1 rRNA gene is annotated in these 425 nt (G+C 56.0%); it reads left to right on the forward strand.

Annotated elements, in window-relative coordinates:
* Positions 1-425, forward strand: a 23S ribosomal RNA gene (locus AA84_RS0102755); the annotation flags it as partial.

Consider the following 425-nt stretch of genomic DNA (forward strand, 5'->3'; position numbering starts at 1 on the left):
AGAGTAAGGCAGACCCGGGGAACTGAAACATCTCAGTACCCGGAGGAAGAGAAAGCAAATGCGATTTCCTGAGTAGTGGCGAGCGAAAGGGAAACAGCCCAAACCAAAGGGCTTGCCCTTTGGGGTTGTAGGACACTCCGCATGGAGTTACAAATGTACGTTTCAGGCGAACGACCTGGAAGGGTCGGCCAGAGAAGGCAAACGCCCTGTAGCCGACGGAACGTACACTCCGGAGTGGATCCTGAGTACGGCGGGACACGAGAAACCCCGTCGGAATCCGGGAGGACCGTCTCCCAAGGCTAAATACTCCCCAGTGACCGATAGTGAACCAGTACCGTGAGGGAAAGGTGAAAAGCACCCCGGAAGGGGAGTGAAAGAGATCCTGAAACCGTGTGCTTACAAGTAGTTGGAGCCCCCTTCGGGGG

This window comes from Sporolactobacillus terrae DSM 11697 (assembly GCF_000648615.1).
Taxonomy (GTDB): Bacteria; Bacillota; Bacilli; order Bacillales; family Sporolactobacillaceae; genus Sporolactobacillus; species Sporolactobacillus terrae.